This is a genomic window from Pseudomonas sp. CFBP 8758 (assembly GCF_014841725.1).
GTDB lineage: Bacteria > Pseudomonadota > Gammaproteobacteria > Pseudomonadales > Pseudomonadaceae > Aquipseudomonas > Aquipseudomonas baltica.
The window spans coordinates 58,464-76,295 of the sequence record NZ_JACYUK010000012.1 but is presented as its reverse complement, the minus strand read 5'-3'; the positions used below and the strand labels follow the sequence as shown (position 1 = coordinate 76,295).

Here is a 17,832-nt window from a genome sequence, read left to right as displayed (position 1 = left end):
GATGGTAGTGTGGGGTTTCCCCATGTGAGAGTAGGTCATCGTCAAGATTCAATTCCGAAACCCCTATCTGCGCAGGCAGGTAGGGGTTTTGTCTATAAGTAGAAGTCCCAATATTTCGCTGAGGTTGGCTAAGCCAACCCGGCACACGGAATTTCTTGACGACCATAGAGCATTGGAACCACCTGATCCCATCCCGAACTCAGCAGTGAAACGATGCATCGCCGATGGTAGTGNCCTTAGTGCAGCCTGTATCTCAAGTTGTCGCGCGTTGGTTCAGGTAGCGCTGGATGGCGTCCACGCCGCGCTGTAGGTGCTCTCGCAGCAACTCGACAGCCCGTACTGCATCGCGCTGTCTTGCAGCCTGCAACAGGTTGCGGTGATCGTCCTGAGCCATGTTGCGCAACCCCATGGCTTCCAGATTGAAGCGCAGGAACCGCTCTTCCTCGATCAGCCCTTCATCTATCAGGTTCAACAACCGGCGGTTACCGGCCTGTGCGTATAGCGTCCAGTGGAAGGCCCGGTTGAGACGACTGATCTCGACGTAGTCCGAGGTCCGTTCCAGGCGCTCGATGCAGTCCTGGGCGAAGGCGAAATCAGGCTCTTCCAGCAGGGGCACCGACAGGCGCAAGGCTTCGCACTCCAGAAGCATGCGCAGGGCGTAGGTTTCCACGGAATCGTGGTTGATCAGTGGGGCTACCACCGCGCCCTTGTGATGCACGACTTTCAGCAGGCCTTGTGCTTCGAGTTGACGCAGGGCTTCGCGCACGGGCATTCGACTGACGCCGAACAATGTGGCGAGTTCTTGCTGCCGGATGGCCATGCCACAGGGCAGGCGCCCGTCGTAGATCGCTGCGCGAATCCTTTCTTCGATCACCGAGCGTGCCAAGTGCGCGGGCACCTGTTCACTGCCCAGGATACTGGCCAGCACAGTGGATTTTTCAGTCACGCCAAACAGCCTCAGTCAATTTGCGCCATCCTGACGTAAGCAGTTACACATTGAAAGATGGCAGGTTTGAATAACGTCCCAGCCAAGCCGATAGCCAGACGAAGTGCAGTGCCGAAGCGACGAACAGGCTGCACAGGGTCATGAGAAAGTGATTTCATCGTGCCATTGTTTTTTGTCATGCGCCCCCGCACCATGGTGGGCTGAATTGCCTCCCTGGCGGATCGAACACGTTGGTTACACGGCTGAAGTACCTACAGACGGTGCGCTGTCTCGCGATCGCCTTTGCCTTGGCAGGCACGTTGCTGGGCGGGCTTCGCGCCGACTGGGACTTCAATCAGATCAGTCGCCGTGCCGAGGCGCTGTATGGGCCTCTAGGTGAAGGTGCGCAGCGCATTGATGCGTGGCAACGGTTGTTGGCAACCCAGAAGCCGCTCAGCGACGGCGAGCAGCTGGAAGTGGTGAATCAGTTCTTCAATCATCAACTGCGGTATCGAGAAGATCTCGATCTGTGGCGCGAAGTCGACTATTGGGCCACGCCGGTGCAGTCGCTGCTCAAGGGTGCCGGCGACTGCGAGGACTACGCGATCGCCAAGTACTTCAGCCTGCGCCACCTGGGTGTCGCGGCGGACAAGCTGCGCATCACTTACGTCAAGGCATTGCGACAGAACCGTGCGCACATGGTACTCACCTATTACGCCACACCGACGGCCATGCCCTTGGTGCTGGACAGTCTGATGGACCCAATTCTGCCTGCCAGCCAGCGCCAGGACCTGCTGCCGGTCTACGCCTTCAACGGTGAGGGGTTGTGGCTCACCGGCGCTGGTGGCAACAAGAAGGTAGGGGATACCAAGCGCCTGTCGCGTTGGCAGGACGTACTGAAGAAAATGACCGCAGAAGGCTTTCCGGCGAGTCTGGATAATTAAGTGGAGCAACGATGTCTCTGTTCAAACAACTGTTGATCGCGATATGCCTGTTTCTGGTGGTGGCTTTCACTGGCAGCTTCATGGTCAGCCTGGAAAGTTCGCGCACTCAGTACGTCAACCAGCTGCGCTCCCATGCCCAGGATGCGGCCACGGCGCTGGCGTTGTCGCTCACGCCCAATATCGATGACCCGGCAATGGTCGAACTGATGGTCAGCTCGATCTTCGACAGCGGCTATTACGCCAGTATTCGCGTGGTCAACCTGGCGGACGACAGTGTCATCGTCGAACGTGCGGCCGAGCCGGACGGCAGCGGCGTGCCGGCCTGGTTCGTCAAGATGATCAACCTGGCGCCGGCCGGCGGTGACGCGATCGTCAGCCGCGGTTGGGAGCAGGCAGCCCGGGTCGAGGTGGTCAGCCACCCGATGTTTGCCGTGGCCAAGCTGTGGCAGGGCGCGTTGGGCAGCCTGGGCTGGTTGTTGCTGTGCGGCGCGGTCAGTGCCGCGCTGGGCGCACTGCTGTTGCGGCGCCAGCTGAAGCCTCTGGACTACATGGTCGAGCAGTCGCACGCCATTGCGCGCAGGGAATTCCTCAGCCTGCCGGATCTGCCACGCACTCCCGAGCTGCGCCGGGTGGTGCAGGCGATGAACCAGATGGTGGAAAAACTCAAGGCACTGTTCCACGAGCAGACCGTGCGCAGCGAACGGCTGCGTATCGAGTCGTACCAGGACAGTCTGACGGGCCTGGCCAACCGACGCTATTTCGAGATGCAGCTGCACACCCGTGTCAGCAATCTTGAGGAAGCCAGTGCAGGCTATCTGGTGCTGTTGCGCATCAACGACCTTGCGGGCCTCAACCAGCGCCTGGGCGGACAGCGAACCGATCAGTTACTGCAGGCGGTGGGGCAGCAGTTGCTGCGCACCTGTGCGCGCCACCCTGAGACGCACAACCTGATCACCCGCAGCCGGGGTGGGGAGTTTTCCATACTGGCACCGGGCATGGTGCGCGAAGAGGCGCAGCAGCTCGCTCAGGAGCTCGACGCGAACCTGCGCAGTCTGGCGCAGACCGGCGCTACCGATCTGCTGCCGGTGGCTCACCTGGGGCTGGCGCCGTACACCCCCGGTGACGACCCCCAGGCATTGCTCAAGCTGGCGGACGAGGCCCTGGCGCAAGCCGAGGGTGCTGGCGAGTGCAATTGGGTGTGTCTGGAGCACATGGCGCTGGCGACCGTGGAGAACGATCACCACGCCTGGCACATGCTGCTCGACGAGGCCTTGGCCAAAGGCCGCTTCCAGTTGTACTTCCAGCCGGTGGTGAGCAGCGTGGATACCACGCGCGTGCTGCATCACAAGGTGCTGTCGCGGCTGATCGACGAGCAGGGCCAGGCGGTCGCTGCTGGGCGATTCCTGCCTTGGCTGGAACGCTTCGGCTGGTCGGCGCGACTGGATCGGCTGATGCTGGAGCTGGTCCTGGAGCATCTGCGCAAGCACGATGCCACACTCGCCTTGAACCTGTCGGCGGCCACTTTGAACGATCCCCAGGCGCTGGAGGGTTTGTTCGACAGACTGGCGCAGCATCCTGCTCTGGGCCCGCGCCTTACCCTGGAGATAGGCGAGGAGCAGATTCCCGAGCAGAACGTGCTCGAGCAGCTCACGCGGCGTTTGCGCAGCCTGGGCTACAGCCTGAGCCTGCAGCGTTTTGGCGGGCGTTTCAGCATGATCGGCAACCTGGCCCACCTGGGCCTTGGCTACCTGAAGATCGACGGCAGCTACATTCGCGCGATCAACGAGGAAAGCCACAAGCGTCTGTTCATCGAAGCCATTCAGCGGGCAGCGCACAGTATCGACTTGCCGCTGATTGCCGAGCGGGTCGAGACGGAAGGGGAATTGCAGGTGATTCGCGAGATGGGTATTGCCGGCGTCCAAGGACAGCTGGTGGGCGAGCCGCAGCCCTGGAAGCTTGGCTAGGGCTGTTGCGCGTGCCTTCGCCTGCCTTCGGACCGTGCCGTTGCCGGCGCGGTGGTGGAGGGGACGCAGGCTTCAGATCAAGCCGGTTTCGTCGTCGTTGATCAATTGATTCAAGCCGCCAAGCGCCACCCGTGCGCTGGAACGATCCTTGAGCTTGGCCTGGGCCGCTGCCGGTAGATCGGTCACACGGATGATGCCTTTGCTGGTCAGTACCTGGATCAGGTCATCGAGTACCCGAATCATGTCCAGATCGCTCTGCTTGAGCTGTTTCAGGCTGGTTTCGACCACATCGTTGGCGTACCACGCCTGTATCTCATGATGATCGGCAGGCAGGGTTTCTGTGGCCTCGGCAAAGGCTGCCGCTTCCACGCGGACCAATGCACCTTGTCGATCGCGTTGCACGTAGAACATCGAAGCGCTCCCATCGAAAAAAACCTGCCGAGACTGCAGGGCAGTCTCGGCAGAGATTACACGGATTCAGAACCAGTGGATGCCGCTGGCGGCCGACTTGCTGGGCCGGCCGCCGACTGCATCAGTCGTGGTGCTTGACCAGCAGGTCGCCACCGGAAATCAGCGACTTGATGGCATCGGTGCCGCTGCCCCAGTGCGCATTGTCGACCTTGATGGTGACGTCTGGCGTGACCGTGGCCGAAGCCGAGGTCATGCCGCCCTTGGTGCTGATCTGCAGGGTCGAGTTGCCGGCCGTGTCGGTGCTCAGCTTCAGGTAGTTCGCCAGGTTGGTCTCGGCGTCCGATGGCAACAGGTCGGACAGATCAAGCTTGTCGCCCTCGGCATGGCTGAAGTCCTTGATGGTGTCGGTACCTACGTCACCGGTCTTCCACACGAACGTATCCTTGCCGGCGCCGCCAAACAGTACATCGTTGCCGGCGCCGCCGCGAAGGGTGTCGTCACCGCGCTGGCCGTAGATGATGTCGTTGCCATCACCGCCGTTGAGGAAGTCGTTGCCCCCCTTGGCGACGGTGAACAGACCGGCCTGGCCGTCTGAGCTTGCAGCGCCGACGTTGAACTCACTGGCGTGCTTGGTGATGTAGTCATGCACCTGCTCGGAGGTAACGGAGCTGGTGTTGGTGACCGACTTCACGTACTCGCTCAGCGCCGTCGTGCCCTCGGTGGTGACGCCTGCCTTGGTGAAGGAGATGGTGTCGCCGAACAGGATGTCGTGACCCTCGCCGCCGTTGATGGTGTCGCCACCGGCGGTAATGAGGCTGTTTTTCAGTGCCGCGGCGATATTGGCGACGTCGATCTTGCTTTGTACTTCGCCATCGCTGTCGAACTTCTGCAAGGTCGCCACGGTGGCGCTGTTGGCGTTGTTGCCAACACCGATGGCTTCCACGGTCGACACCTTGGCCAAGGCCGCAAAGCCTTCGGCGGAGCCATCGATGACGGCGCTGGTGGTGGTAGAGCCATTGCCCTGGCGATTACCGGCAGCGTCGAGGTAGTAGTTCGGTTCGCCATCGGTGATCAGGTAGCTGAGCTTCACCGCGCCAGTGTTGCTGGTGGCCTCGGTACCGTTGAACCAGGTCGCCGCCTTGAAGAACGCCGATTCGTAGTTGGTGCCACCGGTTGCCGTGATCGCATTGAGGCCCAGGCCTGCCTTGATGGCATCCACCGACATGTTCGGCGTCAGCGTCAGCGTGGCGCCTTGCTTGGAGTCGGTGCCAAAGTCGACGATGGTCACCTTGACCGTGCCGCCGCCCAGGTTCTGCGAGAGCTGCTGGATTGCGTTGGCGACCGAGTCCTTCGCACTGGCCAGGGTGTCCTTCATGCTGCCCGAGCGATCCAGGATGTAGGCGATGTTGTAGCTGGCGCCGTTCTGGGTCTGGGTCGGGGTCACGTCGCCGACGATGATGTCGCGGCCGGTGGTGCCGTCCAGCGTTTCGGTGCCGGCGTTGCCGGTGATCACACTGTAGCTCTGCTGGGTCGCCACGACGTGCACGGTCAGCGTTTGCTCGGCAGCCGATGCGGCCTCGGCACTGCCGTCCTTGGCAGTGGCATTGACCTTCAGGTTGATGTCGCCGACCGGGGCGTTGGCTGCGGTGGTGAGCGTCAAGGCAGCCAGGTTCCAGTTGCTGACATCCGCCGTCTGGGCAGTGCTGCTCGCCGTGAAGCTGTGGGTACCGTCGCTGAGGGTGGCACCGGCCTGGATGTTGGAGATCGTTGTGGTCAGGGTTTCGGAGCCGTCACGGTCGACCAGTTCCGAAGAGATCGCTGACAGCGCGATTGCCTTGCCGGCCACGCCGGTGTTGCTGGTGGTGGCCAGCGTAATGTTGTCCAGCAGGCCGCCGAACGAGTTCTTGTCCACCGAAGCGAAGGTCAAGGTCTTGCTCGCCGTGCTGTCCACCGGCAATTGCAGGCTGTAATGCACCATGCCCGGTGTGGTGCCGTTGATCACGGCCACGACCTTGTCGCCCCACATGACCTTGATGTCGGAATCGCCTTCATGGCCTTTACGTGGCGAGTAGTCGAAGTCCAGCGTGTACAGGGAACCGGCCTTGGCGTTGGAAACGACGGTGTAGAGGTCGCTGGCATCGCTTTCGCGGCCTTCCAGTTCGATGACCTTGGTGGTGCTGGCCGTGCCGTTGTAGACGCTGTACGGATTGACCTCGATGTAGTTGCCGGCGTTGTTGGTTTTCCATGCCTCGCCCAGTTGGCTGACCTGAGCGCTGGTAACGGTGTTGGCATCGGCTGCCAGCGACCAGGTGGTCGGGCTGGCAACGCTGAGCAGCGGGGTATCGCTGACGGGCGCCACGGTGACGTTCAAGGTGCTCACGGCACCGGTGTCGGTTGTGTAGGTGACCGTCGGCAGGCTGCCGCTCCAGTTTTCGTAGGCCTTGATCGGGGTGTAGGTGTAGCTGCCATCGCTGGCGATGGTCAGGTTGCCGACCGTTACCGACTGGTTGCCGACGGTTGCGGTGACCGGCGCCGAGGCATGGCCGCTGGCGTCCATCGCGTAGCTGGTGCCGCCGATGCTGAACTTGGCCACGGTCAGGCTGTTGTCGCCGTCGCGATCATTGGTCAGCACGTTGCCGTTCAGTGTGACGCCTTCATCGACCGTGGCGGTATCGACCACCAAGTTGTTGTCGATGATGTTGATGGCGACACTGGCGTGGGCCGGATCTGTGGTCAGGCTCTGGAAGTTGCCACCGGTGACCGAGTCGATGGTCACCACCAGCTGTTCGGTGCCTTCGCGCAGTTGATCGCTCAGGGCGCTGATGGGGAAGGTCGCGGAGGACTTGTCGGCGTCGATGACCACGGTGGTCTGACCCTGGAAGTCGGCGCCGTTGGCGGCCTTGCCCGAGTAGTTCAGGGTGACGGTGACCTGGCTCTTGGTTTCGTTGCTCAGGGTCAGGGTGTAGATCGCCGACTGACCTTCGATGATCCGCTCGGCACCCGTGATACCAATGGTGGTCTGTGGACCGGTCACGGTGGTGCTGGCTGAGGCATCCTTGTACTGCAGGTTTTCGAAGTTGCCGTCGATCAGCTTGCCGTCGGCAGCGCTGGCGATGCCGGCAATGGCAACGGTCAGGATACCGGCGCGCGATGCATCGTTGCCCACCGTGTAGTTGACGAAGCCTTGCTTGGCATTGGCAGCGATGTCGATGGTCTGGCCGTTCGACAGTACCAGTTTCAATGCCTTGTCGGCGGCATGGTCGAGGGTGGCGGTGTACGTGATCACGCCGCCGTCGTTGACCGCCGAGGTGGCGTTCAAGGTGACCTTGGTCGCGTCGATGGTGTCGTTTACCAGCACATTGACCGGCGTGGTGCCTGGGACCAGCGTGACGTCGCCGCCACCGGTCACATTTTGGATAGTGCGGCTGACCGAGTCGGCATCCTTATAGACGTCATCCAGCGGCGCAGCGACCGTGATGGCGCTTGCCGAGGCACCTTTGGCAATGCTGATGCTGTCGCCATTGCCGATGTCGACCCGGACGGTTTCCAGGGCGTTGACGGTATTGCCGTGCAGGTCGGTCAGGGTCGCGGTGTATTTGATCACACCGCCTTCGACTGCCTGCGGTTCGGCGGACAGGGTCACGACCACCGCTGGCTTGACTGCCAGCATGCTGTTGGCCACCACCGAAGTCGCGCCGTTCACGCCATTGCTCTGCACGCCAGTGTCGGTCACTTCGACCGACACCTGGCGCACGGTGCTTTCCGGATGCTCGCCGGTCGCCTGGAACTTGATCGAGTTGATCAGCTCCTGATACGCGGCACGGCTGGCCATGCCTTCCAGGGTGATGGTCATGGTGCCATCGCTCGCAACGCCACCGACCTTGTAGCCAATGCCCTGGGCAGTGGTGCCATTACCGGTTTCGAACGCCGAGCTCAGGGTGTCACCGGCCATGGTGTTCTGGATGACGATCTTCGCACCCTGCAGTTGATCGCCGGCGCTGTTGTCCTTGTCGCTGATGCTCAAGCCCGAGACCAGGTTGACCGATTCTGCCGAGCCTTCGTTGAAGACTACCTGCCCGTCCATGACCACCACTGGTGCGGTGTTCACGGCGTCGACGATGACGTTGAGCGGCTGGCTGACCGACGCAGGGTTAGCCAGGTCAGCGTTCTCGGTGGCGATGGCCTTGACCGTCAGGGCCAGAGTGCCGATGAAGTCGGTCGGTGGCGTGATGGTGAGGGTCTTCAGATCCCACTGGGTGATATCGGCCGTGCCGTTGCCACCGGCTTCGGAAACATAGCTATGGTTGGCACCGTCGCGCAGCACCGCGCCCTCCGGGATACCGCTGATCTGCAGCACATGCTGCTCGGATTTATCGGCGGTGTCGCCGAAAGTCACGTTGATGGTGCTCAACTGGATCGCAGTGTTTTCGGCGCCGTGGTTCAGTTCGTAGCCGGCGTAGTAACCGTCGCCATTGGCGTCGACGTGCGAGGTGACGTTGATGCCCTGGTTCACCAGGTCGGCAATGTCGGTGTACAGCGGCACACCGCTCTGGCCGATCGAGGTCGCAGGACCCTGGTCGACTGACAGGTTCAGGTCGTAGAAGCCTGGACCGTTCTGGTTGTGATGGTACAGGTCGAGGCTGTAGTAGCCGGTTTCAGCGGGCGTGATGCTGCCGCTGAAATCGCCCGAGGTCGGGTCGACACCGGCACCCCAATGGGCGGTGCCCAAGTCCTTGCCGCCAACGTTGATCAGCAGGCCGTCGTCGGCCTTGCCGCTGAAGGTGTAGACCTTGCCGGCTTCGAGGAAGATCAAGCCGGTGACCTTGGTCCCGGTGCCCTGCACGATGTTGCTGTCACCGACATCGGCGATGACCACGCCTGGACGGCTGCCTGCTGCCTCGATGGTCGATTTGATCTGTGTGGGATCGGCGCCTTCGCCGGTCGTGCCCAGGCCCTGCAGGTCGGTGTAGGTGTACTTGATCAGCCCGGTCGGAACGACGTAGCCCGGGGTCAGGCTGAGGATCGGCGCGTCGGCCACCGGCGCGATGTCGATGGTGACGGTGCCCGGCTTGCCCACTAGGGCATCGACCGTTGGCGTAAAGGTGAAGCTGGCGTAGTCGCTGCGCTGATCACCGGTGCCGGCGTTGTTGTAGGCATCGCTGCCCGACTCGTCGGCTACCGGTACAAAACGCAGTGCGCCTGCTTCGATCTGGGCCTTGCTGAAGGTGGTGCCCAGATCTGCCTGGGTCAGGTCTCTCCACTCGCCACTGTCGTTTTTGAGTTGCAGCGAGCCGTTGACCGGCAGGCTGGTGAACTTGATGCCCAGGTCGAGGCCGGGGTTGGCGGTCGGCTGGATGTTGAACGAGGCCCAGTTCAGCGCCACGGCAGTGTCTTCGGTGCCGCTGAGCTTGTTGCCGGCGACGCCGTTGTTGTCGCCATTGTCGCCGACCACCGGAGCATCGTTGTCGATGATGGCGGTGTTGACGCTGGCAGCCTGCGGGTTGACCACCAGGCTTTCGAAGTTATCGCCGGTTGGCGTGGCGATGGTGACCACGACGTTCTCGCGACCTTCGACCAGGCTGTCATCGACGATGGGCAGCTGGAACTGGACGCTGGTCTGGCCCTTCGGAATGGTCACGGTGATGCTGTCCTGACCTTGGTAATCGGCACGTGTCGCGCTGCCGCCGTAAGTCAGGTTCAGGGTCACCTGGGTATCGGTGTTGGTCGGATTGCTCAGCGTCAGGGTGTAGACGGCCGACTGGCCTTCGGTGGCCGATGCATCGCCGCTCAGGCCGATGGTGGTCACGTCGATGCTGTCGCCGACCGGGGTGACGACCGGGGTGGTGATCGGGGTCAGTTGCTCGTAGGTGCCGCCGGTGGCGCCAATGATCGTGGTGGAGATCGAGTCGGCGCCTTTGTACACATCATTGCCAACCACGTAGGACACCGAACCCGACGTCTGACCCACGGGAATGGTGATGGTCTGGTTGTTCGACAGCGTCACGACGACCGGTGTGCCGGTCACGGTGTCACCTACGGTCGCGGTGTAGACGATGGTGCCGTTTTCCAGCACGCCGCCTGCAGGCGTTTGTGCCGTGAGCACGACATTGGTGACGTCGGTGACCGGGTCGACGATGACGTTCAACGGCTGGCTGACCGACGCTGGATTGGCGACATCGGCGCTTTCGGTGGCAGTGGCCGTAACGGTCAAGGCCAGAGTTCCGTTGTAGTTGGCCGGTGGCGTGATGCTCAGGGTTTTCAGGTCCCAGCCAGTGATGTTGGCTGTACCGGTGCCGCCGTCGTTGGAAAGGTAGCTGTGGTTGGCGCCGTCACGCAGCACTGCACCCACCGGGATACCGCTGATCTGCAGCACGTGCTGTTCGGAGCCGTCACGTGTATCGCCGAACGAGACGTTGATGGTGCTCAGCTGGATGGCGGTGTCTTCGGCGCCGTGGTTCAGTTCGTAGCCGGCGTAGTAGCCATCGCCATTGGCGTCGACGTGCGAGGTGACGTTGATGCCCTGGTTCACCAGGTCGGGGATGTCGGTGTACAGCGGCACGCCGCTCTGACCGATCGAGGTCGCAGGACCCTGGTCGACCGACAGGTTCAGGTCGTAGAAGCCTGGACCGTTCTGGTTGTGATGGTACAGGTCGAGGCTGTAGTAGCCGGTTTCAGCCGGCGTGATGCTGCCGCTGAAATCGCCCGAGGTTGGGTCGACACCGGCACCCCAATGGGCGGTGCCCAGGTCCTTGCCGCCAACGTTGATCAGCAGGCCGTCGTCGGCCTTGCCGCTGAAGGTGTAGGTCTTGCCGGCTTCGAGGAAGATCAGGCCGGTGATCTTGGTCCCGGTGCCCTGCACGATGTTGCTGTCACCGACATCGGCGATGACCACGCCTGGACGGCTGCCCGCTGCTTCGATAGTCGATTTGATCTGTGCAGGATCGGCGCCTTCGCCGGTCGTGCCCAGGCCCTGCAGGTCGGTGTAGGTGTACTTGATCAGACCGGTCGGAACGACGTAGCCCGGGGTCAGGATGAGGATCGGCGCGTCGGCCACCGGCGCAATGTCGATGGTGACGGTGCCCGGCTTGCCCACCAGGGCATCGACCGTCGGGGTGAACGTGAAGCTGGCGTAGTCGCTGCGCTGATCACCGGTGCCGGCGTTGTTGTAGGCATCGCTACCCGACTCGTCGGCTACCGGGACAAAGCGCAGTGCGCCTGCTTCGATCTGGGCCTTGCTGAAGGTGGTGCCCAGATCTGCCTGGGTCAGGTCTCTCCACTCGCCACTGTCGTTTTTGAGTTGCAGCGAACCGTTGACCGGCAGGCTGGTGAACTTGATGCCCAGGTCGAGGCCGGGGTTGGCGGTTGGCTGGATGTTGAACGAGGCCCAGTCCAGTGCCACGGCGGTGTCTTCGGTGCCGCTGAGCTTGTTGCCCGCCACGCCGTTGTTGTCGCCGTTGTCGCCGACTACCGGAGCATCGTTGTCGATGATGGCGGTGTTGACGCTGGCAGCCTGCGGGTTGACCACCAGGCTTTCGAAGTTATCGCCGGTTGGCGTGGCGATGGTGACCACGACGTTCTCGCGACCTTCGACCAGGCTGTCATCGACGATGGGCAGCTGGAACTGGACGCTGGTCTGGCCCTTCGGAATGGTCACGGTGATGCTGTCCTGACCTTGGTAATCGGCACGTGTCGCGCTGCCGCCGTAGGTCAGGTTCAGGGTCACCTGGGTGTCGGTGTTGGTCGGGTTGCTCAGGGTCAGGGTGTAGACGGCCGACTGGCCTTCGGTGGCCGATGCATCGCCGGTCAGGCCGATGGTGGTCACGTCGATGCTGTCGCCGACCGGGGTCACGACCGGAGTGGTGTTCGGGGTCAGTTGCTCGTAGGTGCCGCCGCTCACACCGGTGATTGCAGTGCTGACGGTATCAGCGCCCTTGTACACATCGTTGCCGATGACATAGGACACCGAACCGCTGGTGGCGCCGACGGCAATGGTGATCACCTGGCTGTTGGACAGGGTGACCACCACGGGCGCGCCGGTCACCGGCGAATCGACGGTTGCGGTGTAGACGATAGTGCCGTTCTCGACAGCGCCGCCTGCTGGAACTTCGGCAGTGAGGACCACGTTGGTCACGTCGGTGACCGGGTCCACAATGACGTTCAATTGCTGGCTGACCGACGCCGGGTTCGCCGGGTCGGCGTTTTCGGTGGCGATGGCGGTGACGGTCAGGGCCACGGTGCCGTTGAAATCGGTCGGTGGGCTGAACGTCAGGGTGGTCAGATCCCAGTCGGTGATGTTGGCCGTGCCGTTGCCGCCGGCTTGGGCCGTGTAGCTGTGGCCAGCGGCGTCACGCAGTTCTGCACCGACCGGAATGCCGCTGATCTGCAGAACGTGCTGCTCGGAGCCGTCGCGCACATCGCCGAAGGAAACAACGATGGAGCTCAGCTGGATCGCGGTGTCTTCGGCGCCGTGGTTCAGTTCGTAGCCGGCATAGTAGCCATCGCCATTGGCGTCGACGTGCGGAACCACATCGATACCCTGCTTGATGATGTCGCTGATATCGCTGTAGACCGGCACGCCGCTCTGGCCGATCGAGGTCGCAGGACCTTGGTCGACCGAGAGGTTCAGGCCGTAGAAGCCTGGGCCGTTCTGGTTGTAGTGGTACAGGTCGATGCTGTAGTAGCCGGTTTCGGTCGGCGTGATGCTGCCGCTGTAGTCGCCCGAGGTTGGGTCGATACCTGCGCCCCAGTGAGCGCCGTCCAGGTCTTTGCCGCCGACATTGATCAGCAGGCCGTCGTCGGCCTTGCCGCTGAAGGTGTAGACCTTGCCCGCCTCGAGGAAAATCAGGCCGGTGACCTTGGTCCCGGTGCCCTGCACGATGTTGGCGTCGCCCACATCGGAAATGATCACGCCCGGACGGCTGCCGGCCGCTTCGATGGTGGACTTGATCAGCGCAGGATCCGCGCCTTCGCCGTTGGTGCCCAGGCCCTGCAAGTCGGTGTAGGTGTACTTGATCAGGCCGGAGATGCCCTGGGCTACGGACAGCACGGGGACGTCAGCCACCGGCCTGATGTCGATGACCATGGTGCCCGGCTTGCCCACCAGGGCATCGACCGTCGGGGTGAAGGTGAAGTTGGCGTAATCGCTGCGCTGGTCGCCCGTGCCACCGTTGTTGTAGGCGTCGCTGCCCGACTCGTCGGCTACCGGGACAAAACGCAGTGCGCCGGTGTCGATCTGGGCCTTGCTGAAGGTGGTGCCCAGATCGGCCTGGGTCAGGTCTCTCCAGCCCGTGCCGTCGTTGAACTGCAGCGAGCCGTTCGCCGGCAGGCTGGTGAACTTGATGCCCAGGTCGAGGCCGGGGTTGGCGGTCGGCTGGATGTTGAACGAGGCCCAGTCCAGTGCCAGTACGGTGTCTTCGGTGCCCGTCAGTTTGTTGCCTGGGACGCCGTCGTTGTCACCCACCACAGGAGCATCGTTGTCGATGATCGTGGTGTCGACGCTGGATGCCTGGGGATCGACCACCAGGCTTTCGAAGTTGTCGCCGGTCGGCGTGGCAATGGTCACCACGACGTTCTCGCGGCCTTCCACCAGGCTGTCATCGAGGATCGGCAGCTGGAATTGCACGCTGGTCTGGCCGCGCGGGATGGTCACGGTGATCGTATCCGGACCTTGGAAGTCGCTGCGCGAAGCAGTGCCGCCGTAGCTCAGGTTCAGGGTGATCTGCGTGTCGACATTGGTCGGGTTGCTCAATGTCAGGGTATAGGTCGCCGACTGGCCTTCGGTGACCGACGCATCGCCGGTGAGGCCGATGGTGGTGACATCGATGATATCGCCAACCGGGGTTACGACTGGCGTGGTGATCGGGGTCAGCTGTTCGAAGTTGCCGCCGGTTACACCGGTGATCGCGGTGCTGATCGTGTCGGCGCCTATGTAGACGTCATTGCCCAGCGCATAGGAAACCGTGCCGCTGGTTTCGCCAACGGCGATGGTGATGGTCTGGTTATTCGACAGGGTAACGACAACCGGCGTACCGGTGACGGGCGCGCCGACGGTGGCGGTGTAGAGGATGGTGCCGTTTTCCAGGGCGCCGCCCGCAGGGACGGTTGCGGTCAGTACGACGTTGGTCACATCAATGCTGTCGCCCACTGGCGTCACGACCGGGGTGGTGATCGGCGTCAGTTGTTCGAAGTTGCCGCCAGTCACGCCAGTGATGGCAGTGCTGATGGTGTCCGCACCGTTGTAAACGTCATTGCCCAGAGGGAAAGAAACGGTGCCGCTGGTTTCACCCACACCGATGGTGATGGTCTGGTTGTTCGACAGGGTAACGACAACCGGCGCGCCGGTGACAGGCGCGCCGACGGTGGCGGTGTAGAGGATGGTGCCGTTTTCCAGGGCGCCGCCTGCAGGAACGGTAGCGGTCAGCACGACGTTGGTGACGTCGATGCTGTCGCCGACTGGCGTCACGACTGGGGTGGTGATTGGAGTCAGCTGTTCGAAGTTGCCACCGGTCACGCCAGTAATGGCAGTGCTGATGGTGTCAGCGCCGTTGTAGACGTCGTTGCCCAGAGGGAAAGAAACCGTGCCGCTGGTTTCGCCCACGGCGATGGTGATGATCTGGTTGTTCGACAGGGTCACGACAACCGGCGAACCGGTGACAGGCGCGCCGACGGTAGCGGTGTAGACGATGGTGCCGTTTTCCAGGGCGCCGCCTGCAGGGACGGTAGCGGTGAGCACGACGTTGGTCACATCAATGCTGTCGCCGACTGGCGTCACGACTGGAGTGGTGATTGGAGTCAGCTGTTCGAAGTTGCCACCGGTCACACCGGTGATGGCTGTAGAAACAGTGTCAGCGCCGTTGTAGACGTCATTGCCCAGCGCGAAGGAAACCGTGCCGCTGGTTTCGCCCACGGCGATGGTGATGACTTGGTTGTTCGACAAGGTCACGACAACCGGCGAACCGGTTACAGGCGCGCCGACGGTAGCGGTGTAGAGGATGGAGCCGTTTTCCAAAGCACCACCGGCAGGGACGGTAGCGGTCAGCACGACGTTGGTCACGTCGATGCTGTCGCCCACTGGCGTCACCACTGGAGTGGTGATCGGGGTGAGCTGTTCGAAGTTACCGCCAGTCACACCGGTGATGGCTGTAGAAACAGTGTCAGCGCCGTTATAGACGTCATTGCCCAGAGGGAAAGAAACCGTGCCGCTGGTTTCGCCTACGGCAATGGTGATGATCTGGCTGTTCGACAGAGTCACTACAACCGGGGAGCCAGTCACTGGCGCACCGACGGTAGCGGTGTAGACGATGGTGCCGTTTTCCAAGGCGCCGCCCGCAGGGACGGTGGCGGTCAGTACGACGTTGGTCACGTCGATGCTGTCGCCCACTGGCGTCACGACTGGAGTGGTGATCGGGGTGAGCTGTTCGAAGTTACCGCCAGTCACACCGGTGATGGCTGTAGAAACAGTGTCAGCGCCGTTATAGACGTCATTGCCCAGAGGGAAAGAAACCGTGCCGCTGGTTTCGCCTACGGCAATGGTGATGATCTGGCTGTTCGACAGAGTCACTACAACCGGGGAGCCAGTCACGGGCGCACCGACGGTGGCGGTGTAGACGATGGTGCCGTTTTCCAGAGCGCCGCCCGCAGGAACGGTAGCGGTGAGCACGACGTTGGTGACGTCGATGCTGTCGCCCACTGGGGTCACGACCGGAGTGGTGATCGGGGTCAGCTGTTCGAAGTTACCGCCAGTCACACCGGTAATGGCTGTGGAAACAGTGTCAGCGCCGTTGTAGACATCGTTGCCCAGAGGGAAGGAAACCGAACCGCTGGTTTCGCCCACACCAATGGTGATGGTCTGGTTGTTCGACAGGGTCACGACAACAGGCGAGCCAGTCACTGGCGCACCGATGGTAGCGGTGTAGACGATAGTGCCGTTTTCCAGGGCGCCGCCCGCAGGGACCTCAGCGGTCAGAACGACGGTCGTCGTGTCGATCGAGTCGACGATATTGACCACCGCAGGCGTCGTGCTCGGCACCAGGCTTTCGAAGTTGCCGCCGGTAGCACCAGTGATCGTGGTGTTGATGGTCGTCGGGTTGTTGTAGACGTCATTGGCCGGCGCGGCGACATCGACCGACCCCGAGGACTGGCCTGCCGGGATGGTGATGGTGGAGCCGTTGGAAAGAGTCACGGTCACCGGCGTCTGTGCCGGGTTGGTGAGCACGGCGGTGTAGGTGATGGTGGTGCCTTCGGTGACCGGGTTGTTGCCCACGGTCAGGGTCACGGTGGTGACGTCGATGGTGTCGTCGACACGGGTAACGGCTGGGGTCGGGTCGGTAGTGACCACCAGATCGCCACCGCCAGTGGTACCGGTGACCACCACGGAAATCTGCGACGGGTCGATATACGGCGTGTTGGTGTCCGGTACGGTGACGTTGACCGCGCCCGTGGTCTGGCCTGCGGGGATGAGCACCGACTGGCCGTTGGACAAGGTGACGGTCAGGTCGCTGGACGGCGCCTGGGTCAGGGTGGCGGTGTAGGTGATCACGCCGCCGGCTTCGGTGATGGCGGTAGTCGCGGTCACGGTCAGCGTAGCGGTACGCAGGACTGGCCCGTCGGCATCGGTATCAGCGTTGATCGGGTTGGTATCGCCCACGATCTCCCGCGCGTTCGGACCTGCAGCGCCGTTCGGGCCTTCGGTGGGATAGCCCACGGTTGGATCGACTTCACCCGCGGTTTCACTGAGCAATACGAAGCTGTGACTGCCGCCGCCTTCACCGCCGGTGTCATTGGCGCCGGGGCCCGCAGCGGTGGCTTCGAGGTCTTGGGTAGGGTCAGCGCCGGCCGCGATGGCCTGCTGCAATTCCGCTACCGAAGGGGCCGCCTGGGCAGTGGCCGCGCTCAGATCAGTGCTGGAGTCCGGGGTGTTGGCGCTCCATTGCGTCTCGCGCCCCAGATCGATGGTGCGGCCGTCAGCCAGCTCCAGCGTAACGGCACCCGCCGCGCCGGTAACCACCTGCTCCCCGGCGAACAGACGATCCCCTTCGATGAGCACACGTCGAATCCCCTCTGGGGATACTGCGAACACTTGGCCAACAATGCTTTTGACGATGGCAACAACACTGCTCATGTAGGGGACTCTCCGGGGGTGACCATTCGTTGGTACGGTGCCTGAACATCACCAGAGACGGCGACGGGCATTCGGTACATTTTTATGCTGTAATATTGACGCCAACTAATTGTCTAAAAGTCGCAGAAATGAACTTTCTGACAATGTATTGACCTATTTGGCGCCATCCTAAACAATCCATTGTGTAATGTCACATTGATATTTCTCGGCTATGCAAAACGCTTCAACAGGGTGAGTTCGTTGACGTCAAGACGGCTGCGACTGACGTTTTTTGCAGATGGATGTGACAAAAAAAGTCGCTTGTGAAATATCGCAGGGACGACACGAGAGATGTCCGCGCTACTTGGCCTGACCACAGGCTGCACGTAGCACGAATCCTGCCAGGCACGGGTCGGGCGCCGCGCAGCCTGTGCATGAGCGCGAGGTCAGCCCTGCGCCAACGATGCAAGTCATGGATGTGAAACGCAT

The 17,832-nt window shown here is 62.2% G+C and carries 5 protein-coding genes and 1 rRNA gene; 3 read left to right on the top strand and 3 right to left on the bottom strand.

From position 1 onward, the window contains the following. Positions 1-154: 154 nt before the first annotated feature. Positions 155-267 (top strand): 5S ribosomal RNA (gene rrf, locus IFT75_RS20660). On the opposite strand, the gene IFT75_RS20655 is transcribed toward rrf, so the two are convergent. After that, complete coding sequence (locus tag IFT75_RS20655) at positions 254-946, bottom strand: FCD domain-containing protein (protein WP_192056555.1); 693 nt, start codon at positions 944-946, stop codon at positions 254-256. The genes rrf and IFT75_RS20655 overlap by 14 nt on opposite strands. A 260-nt stretch (positions 947-1,206) precedes the next feature. On the opposite strand from IFT75_RS20655, the gene lapG reads away from it, so the two are divergent. Further along, entirely contained in the window at positions 1,207-1,869 is a 663-nt protein-coding gene (gene lapG / locus IFT75_RS20650) for a cysteine protease LapG (RefSeq protein WP_342214391.1), read from the top strand. An 11-nt stretch (positions 1,870-1,880) separates the two neighbouring features. Then, positions 1,881-3,833, top strand: a complete 1,953-nt coding sequence (lapD, locus tag IFT75_RS20645) for a cyclic di-GMP receptor LapD (RefSeq protein WP_192056551.1) — start codon at positions 1,881-1,883, stop codon at positions 3,831-3,833. Positions 3,834-3,905: 72 nt separating this feature from the next. Here lapD and IFT75_RS20640 read toward each other — a convergent pair whose 3' ends face one another. Both IFT75_RS20640 and IFT75_RS20635 read right to left on the bottom strand, forming a co-directional pair. Beyond that, positions 3,906-4,244: a tryptophan synthase subunit beta gene (locus tag IFT75_RS20640; protein WP_122480651.1), complete on the bottom strand. Its 339-nt coding sequence runs from the start codon at positions 4,242-4,244 to the stop codon at positions 3,906-3,908. A gap of 121 nt (positions 4,245-4,365) precedes the next feature. After that, a complete protein-coding gene (locus tag IFT75_RS20635) occupies positions 4,366-17,364 on the bottom strand; it encodes a retention module-containing protein (RefSeq protein WP_192056549.1) in 12,999 nt (4,332 codons plus the stop codon). Positions 17,365-17,832: the final 468 nt, after the last annotated feature.